The sequence below is a fragment of the Micromonospora globispora genome, assembly GCF_003857015.1.
Classification (GTDB): Bacteria; Actinomycetota; Actinomycetes; order Mycobacteriales; family Micromonosporaceae; genus Micromonospora; species Micromonospora globispora.
This window is the reverse complement of the sequence record NZ_QGGF01000349.1, coordinates 1-6154: the sequence shown is the minus strand read 5'-3', so window position 1 is coordinate 6154 and position 6154 is coordinate 1. Positions and strand designations below refer to the sequence as shown.

Below are 6154 nucleotides of genomic sequence, written 5' to 3'. Positions count from 1 at the left end.
GACCGGCGGGATCGTGGGCGGCTTGTCCGTGATCCTGGTCGTCGGTCTGGTGCGGCTGGCCGAGTGGGCGGGCTCCTGGTGGGAGCGGAGGGCGCCGAGCACGCGACGGGAACGGCGGGGGAGGACGATCCAGCCGCAAGAACCCGCGGTGCGGCCGTCCCCGAGCTGGCAGGCCGCCGAGCGGCCCGCGCCGCGACACCGCAGGCCGTGGCCGAAGGCGTACCGACGGCGTCTCATCGTCGGCGTCGCGGCCGCCGCCGTCCTCGCCGGAGTCGGGTCGGCGGTGGCCCTCGTGATGGCGCCGTCGAGTCCGGAGGACGCCGTCGAGGCGTACTTCGCGGCGCTGGCGGACCGGGACGCGGACCGGGCGAAAGGCCTCGTCGCCCCCGGGTACGACGGCAACGGGGCGAGTGATCCCTTCCTGCTCGACGGCCGCGTCCTTCGACATGCCAGCTACCACCCGCCCCGCGATGTTCACTTCGAACACCTCGACCTGAACGACCCCAACGCCGCGTTCAACCGGGCGAATGGCACGCGGGTCGTCCGGGTCGCCTACACGGTGGCCGGCACCCCGTACCACCATCAGCTGCGGCTCATCCCGTACGAAGGTGGCCGGTGGGAGCAGAAGTGGCGGATCGCGGACCCCCTGCTGTCGCTGGAGATCCCGACGGGAATGGGAACCCCGGTCGTCGCCGGCGCCCTCTTCCGCACCACGCACCGGCCGGTGCTCGTCTTTCCCGGCGCCTACGAATTGACCCTCCCGGCGCAGCCCTTCCTGCGGATGGAACCGGTGACGCTGTTCGCCGGCCGAACGGACCGGGTGCCGCTGCGGGCCACCCTGCTCGAGCCGGGTCGCGCCGAGGTGGAGCGACAGGTCCGCGAGCACGTGGACGCCTGCGCCCGGCGCACCGAGCTCCAGCTGCGCGACTGTCCGTACGAGATGAGCGTGCCGCAGCTCCCGGCGTCGGCCGTCACCCGCCAGGTCGTCACCTACCCCACGGTGCAGGTCGAGGCGGACCAGTTCGGCGAGCAGCTCGTGGTGACCACCGCACAGCCGGGCCGGTTCGAGCTCACCCCCCACACCATGCCGGTGACGACCCGGTCGTATCCGGTGGACTTCTCCGTGGGCGGCCGGGTCGCCCTCGTCGCGGACACGGTTACCTTCACCCCGCGCTGATTTAAGGGCCTGTTGCAAAAGGGTCGTAGCCATTCGTTGATCGCGGGGATGAGGACCGTGCCGCACGACGTCGTCGCCTTGCCGCTGCTGGGTAGGCGGCTGAGGCGGTGACCGGGGTGGTGCGGTTCACGGGCGGGCCAGCTGGTCGCGGCGACGGATGAGGTACGCCGTCTCGGCGGTGTTGCCGGCCAGCCCGATGGCCCGGTCGTACGCCGCCCGCGACTCGTCGCTGCGGCCCAGCCGGCGCAGCAGGTCGGCGCGGGTGGCGTGGAAGGCGTGGTAGCCCTCCAACGGCAGACCGTCCACCTCCGCCAGGGCGACCTGCGGGCCGTCGATCTCGGCGACGGCGATCGCCCGGTTGAGCCGCACGATCGGCGAGGGGTCGAGGCGGACCAGCTGGTCGTAGAGCGCGACGACCTGCGACCAGTCGGTGTCACGGACGTCGCGGGCGTCGGTGTGGACGGCGTTGATCGCGGCGAGGATCTGGTAGCGCCCCGGCGCCTGGCCGGAGGCGAGGCGGGCACGGACCAGGGCGTGGCCCTCGGCGATCAGCTCGCGGTCCCAGGCGCCGTGGTCCTGCTCGTCGAGGGCGACGAGCTCACCGCTCGCCGACACCCGCGCGGCCCGGCGGGCCTCCGTCAGGAGCATCAGCGCCAGGAGTCCGGCGACCTCGCCGTCCGCCGGCATCAGGGCACGGACCAGCCGGGTCAGCCGGATCGCCTCGGCGGTCAGGTCGCTGCGGACTGCCTCCTTGTCGGGGTCTGAGGCCAGGTAGCCCTCGTTGAAGATCAGGTAGAGGACGGCGAGCACGCCCGTAATCCGGGCCGGGAGGTCCGCACGTAACGGCACGCCATAGGGGATCTTTGCCGCCTTGATCTTCGCCTTCGCGCGGGTGATCCGCTGGCCCATGGCGGTCTCCTGGACCAGGAACGCGCGTGCGATCTCGGGCACCGTGAGCCCGCCGACCATCCGCAGGGTCAACGCAACCCGTACCTCCATGGCGAGAGCGGGGTGGCAGCAGGTGAAGACGAGGCGGAGCCGGTCGTCGTCGATGGCGCCCAGCGGTTGGGAGGTGTCGGACAGCATCAGCGCCTCCTTGTGCTTTTCCTCGCGCCTGGCCTCGCGCCGGATCCGGTCGATGGCCTTGCGGTGGGCGGTGGTGGTGAGCCACGCGCCGGGGCTCGGAGGGACGCCGTCAACCGGCCAACGCTCGACGGCGGTCGCGAAGGCGTCGGCGGCCATCTCCTCGGCGATGTCGAGGTCCCCGAGGCGCCTGGCCAGGGTCGCGACCACCCGGGCCCACTCCTCGCGGTGGGCCCGGATGATCACCTCGTCGATGTCGGTCATTCGCCCAGGAACGGCCGGAGCTCGACCCGACGGTTGCAGCTCTTCGACCCCGCGGCAGTTAGCCGAAGCGCCACGTCGAGGTCGGGTGCGTTGATGATCCAGAAGCCGATGATGAACTCCTTTGACTCCACGTACGGCCCGTCGGTGAACACCGCCTCCCCGTCCCGGCCGTCGACGACGGTGGCCGTGCTGGGTGACGCGAGGCCGCCGGCGAAGACCCAGTGGCCCTCAGCCTGGAGCTGTTCGTTGAAGACGTCGATCGCTGCCATCTCCTCCGCGGTGGCGAGATCAGTCGTGTCGGCGAGAACGGAAAGCAGGTACTGCGCCATCGGGATCATCTCCTGTCGTCGTGTGGCCGCCCCTTCGGGCCGCCTTCCACCCCTGCTACGAACGCCGCTGCCTCGATCCGACACGCTCCGCTGAGATTTCTTCGAAGATTTTCGTACGCCGCGCGGTGCGGCGGGGCATCACCGGCTGGGGCCTGATTCCGGCCACCGAAGTGTCCCCGGCTCGCACGCGCGCGGACACCACCCCGCAGCAGGGCTATTTCCCGCTCGACCAGGCGACCGTCGACGGAGCCGACGCGCCCATGCACATCACCGGCTGGTCGTGATGCCGCTGGCCGGCCTCAGGCGGCCAGCGCCGCGCTGATCGCGCGTACCTGCGCCGGGGCGACCGAGGCCCAGTAGTCGTTGTCGTGGCAGCCCCTGCCGATCTCCACCATGCCCGGGTCGGGCAGCCGGTCCCGCAGCGTCCGCACCGCCGGGGCGAACGGGTCCGCCGCGCCGATCGCGATCCGCACCGGCAGGCCGGCGAACTCCCGGGCCCGGGCGGTCACGTCGTAGCGGGCCCACTCGTCGGCGCTGTCGAACGCGCCGGCGTTGACGCCGCGGGCGTCGTCGTACGAGTGGAAGATCGCCGGTGAGGTCGCCACCACCGCCCGGAACCGGTCGCGGTGGGTCAGCGCGGCCAGCAGCGCGCCGTACCCGCCCATCGACCAGCCGGCCACCGCCACCCGGTCGGTACGCAGGCCCCGCTCGCCGAGCAGTGGCAGGAACTCGTCGACCAGCATGCCGAGCGGGTCGTCGTCGGCGTGCGGGTGCCAGTACCCGTCTCCCCCGTCCGGCGCCGCCAGGGCGAACGGGGCGACGCCGTCCCGCATCGCTCCGGCCAGGAACTCCGGGTACCGGGCGGCGGTCACGGCGGTGCCGGCGCTCGCCGCGTACCCGTGCAGGGCCAGGCAGACGGGCAGCTTCGCGCCCGGGGCGTACCCGGGCGGGTAGGAGATGGCGAAGGCGACCTCCCGGCGGCGCGCCGCGGAGCGGAAGCTGCAGGTGACCGGCGGCTTCGCCGCCGTCTACCCGGTGCTGTCCGCACTCGAGGAACGCGGAGCGGCCCGCCGCGGCTACTTCGTCGAGGGCCTGGGAGCGGCCCAGTTCGCGGTCCCCGGCGCGGTGGACCGGATTCGCGCCCTCGCCGATCCGGCCGACGGCAGCCGGGGCCGGGGCGGGCCGACGCTGGTGCTCGCCGCGACCGACCCGGCCAACCCGTACGGCGCGGCGCTGCCCTGGCCGGAACGGGTGGTCGACTCGGGTGACGGGACGGCCCCGGCGACCGGTCACCGGGCCGGCCGGAAGGCCGGCGCGCTGGTCGTGCTGGTCGGCGGCGACCTGGTGCTCTATGTCGAGCGGGGCGGGCGGACCATCCTCTCCTTCACCGACGACACCGACGCGCTGGCCGCCGCCGGCAAGGCGCTCGCCGACGCGGTGCATTCCGGGGCGTTGGGTGCGATCTCGGTGGAACGCGCCGACGGCGAGGCAGTCCATTCGTCGCCGCTGCGCGACGCGCTGACCGCCGCCGGCTTCCGGGCCACCCCGCGCGGCCTCCGCCTCCGCGGCTGAACCCGCCGCGCCTGCGCCGGCGCGCGCAAGATCGTGCTCGATGCTGGATCGAGTGGCATCTGCATGCGACGGAGGCCACTGTTTCCAGGATCGAGTGCGATCTTGAGGACGAAACGCACCCGGGTCGGCCGGTGTAGGTGGGTAGGGTGAGCCGGCCGGGAGGGAGCACGGGGACGAGCGATGGGCACGATCGAGGTACGACCCGCGGAACCGCACGACCACCAGGACGTGGCGGCCCTGCACCACCGGGAGTGGGGCGGCCCGCACGTGGTGGTCCACGACACTCGCTACGACCTGCGTACGCTGCCGACGCTGGTGGCGGTCGACGCGGCGGGCGAGGTGGTCGGCGCGCTGGTGCACCGGCTCGCCGACGACGGGCTGGAGGTGGTGAGTCTCGCCGCCACCATGCCGGGCCGGGGTGCGGGCAGCGCTCTGCTCGCCGCCGCCGAGGCGGTCGCCGGGTCCGCCGGCGCGGCCCGACTCTGGCTGGTCACCACCAACGACAACCTGTCGGCGCTGCGCTTCTACCAGCGCCGGGGGCTGCGGATCGTGGCGGTCGACGCGGGCGCGGTCGATCGGGCCCGACAGGTGAAGCCGACCATCCCGTACCTCGGGGCGGACGACATCCCGCTGCACGACGAACTGATCCTGGAACGCCGGCTGGAGACCAGGGAGCGATGACGGTGACCGTCCCGTGGATCTCATTGACCACCGACTACGGCCTCGCCGACGGGTTCGTGGCGGCGTGCCACGGGGTGATCGCCCGGCTCGCCCCGGCGGCCCGGGTCATCGACATGACCCACCTGATCCCCCCGGCCGACGTACGCCGGGGCGCGGCGGTGCTCGCGCAGACCGTGCCGTACCTGCCGACCGGCGTGCACGTGGCGGTGGTCGACCCGGGCGTCGGCACCACCCGGCGCGGCGTCGCCCTGGCCGCCCCCGGCGGGCTGCTGGTCGGGCCGGACAACGGACTGCTGCCGGACGCCGCCGAGGCGCTCGGCGGCGTGACCGCCGCGGTGGAGCTGACCAACCCGGAGTGGCTGGCCCCCACGGTCTCCCGCACCTTCCACGGCCGGGACGTCTTCGCCCCGGTCGCCGCCCGGCTGGCGCTCGGCGCCCCGCTGGCCGAGGCCGGCCCGGCGGTGGACCCGGAGACCCTGGTCCGACTCCCGGCGCCGGTGGTCCACCGCACCCCGGACGGCTTCACCGCCGAGGTGCTGACTGTGGACCACTTCGGCAACGTGCAGCTCGCGGCGCCAGCCGACCTGCTGGACGGGCTGCCGGCCCGGGTTCGGGTGGCCGGTCTGGAGGCGGTGCACGGGCGGACGTTCGCGGACGCTCCGGCGGGCGCCCTGGTGGCGTACGCCGACTCGGCGGGACGGGTGGCGGTGGCGGTCAACAACGGCCGGGCGGCCGACGTGCTCGCCGCCCGCCCGGGGGATCTGCTGCCGGTCACCGGCACCTGAAAATCGGGTCGCCAGGCACTCCTACCTGGGCGTCGAGTATGGAATGCTGCTCCGGTGGCTGATCTCTGGGTTCCCGCGGCCTGCCCCTGCTGCGCGTCCCGCACCGGCGGCGGCACCTGCCCCGTCTGCTTCTGGACAGATGACGGCCAGTCGGACACGGACGCCGACATGGTCCGCGGCGGCCCGAACGGCGACCTGAGCCTCACCCACGCCCGGCTCAACTTCGCGGTCTACGGCGCCAGCCACCCCCGCTACCAGGACAT

At 73.5% G+C, this 6154-nt stretch carries 9 protein-coding genes; 6 read left to right on the top strand and 3 right to left on the bottom strand.

The features are described from left to right. Positions 1-1177: hypothetical protein (locus DKL51_RS17135; protein ID WP_221623198.1), on the top strand; the 1177-nt coding region annotated here is incomplete at its 5' end. A 126-nt stretch (positions 1178-1303) separates the two neighbouring features. Here DKL51_RS17135 and DKL51_RS17130 read toward each other — a convergent pair. Both DKL51_RS17130 and DKL51_RS17125 read right to left on the bottom strand, forming a co-directional pair. Then, positions 1304-2524: an RNA polymerase sigma factor gene (locus DKL51_RS17130; RefSeq protein WP_124812259.1), complete on the bottom strand. Its 1221-nt coding sequence runs from the start codon at positions 2522-2524 to the stop codon at positions 1304-1306. Then, a complete protein-coding gene (locus tag DKL51_RS17125) occupies positions 2521-2853 on the bottom strand; it encodes a YciI family protein (protein ID WP_109944101.1) in 333 nt (110 codons plus the stop codon). Before DKL51_RS17125 ends, DKL51_RS17130 begins: the two co-directional genes overlap by 4 nt. A 20-nt stretch (positions 2854-2873) precedes the next feature. On the opposite strand from DKL51_RS17125, the gene DKL51_RS35775 reads away from it, so the two are divergent. After that, positions 2874-3137 carry a hypothetical protein gene (locus DKL51_RS35775; protein WP_207783800.1) on the top strand — a complete coding sequence of 88 codons (264 nt, stop codon included), beginning with the start codon at positions 2874-2876 and terminating at the stop codon, positions 3135-3137. Positions 3138-3152: 15 nt separating this feature from the next. Here the strand turns inward: DKL51_RS35775 and DKL51_RS17115 are convergent, their stop codons facing one another. After that, a complete protein-coding gene (locus tag DKL51_RS17115; RefSeq protein WP_124812258.1) occupies positions 3153-3812 on the bottom strand; it encodes an alpha/beta hydrolase in 660 nt (219 codons plus the stop codon). Between DKL51_RS17115 and DKL51_RS17110 the strand changes: the two genes are divergently transcribed. The 4 genes from DKL51_RS17110 to DKL51_RS17095 form a co-directional block, all read left to right on the top strand. Beyond that, entirely contained in the window at positions 3811-4425 is a 615-nt protein-coding gene (locus DKL51_RS17110; protein WP_438819665.1) for an Lhr family helicase, read from the top strand. The genes DKL51_RS17115 and DKL51_RS17110 overlap by 2 nt on opposite strands. A 180-nt stretch (positions 4426-4605) precedes the next feature. Beyond that, a complete protein-coding gene (locus tag DKL51_RS17105; RefSeq protein WP_109943605.1) occupies positions 4606-5106 on the top strand; it encodes a GNAT family N-acetyltransferase in 501 nt (166 codons plus the stop codon). Then, positions 5103-5891 carry an SAM hydrolase/SAM-dependent halogenase family protein gene (locus DKL51_RS17100; RefSeq protein WP_109943606.1) on the top strand — a complete coding sequence of 263 codons (789 nt, stop codon included), beginning with the start codon at positions 5103-5105 and terminating at the stop codon, positions 5889-5891. The genes DKL51_RS17105 and DKL51_RS17100 overlap by 4 nt, the downstream gene beginning before the upstream one ends. A 54-nt stretch (positions 5892-5945) precedes the next feature. Next, the coding region (locus DKL51_RS17095) for a CPCC family cysteine-rich protein (protein WP_124812257.1) at positions 5946-6154 on the top strand (209 nt) is incomplete at its 3' end.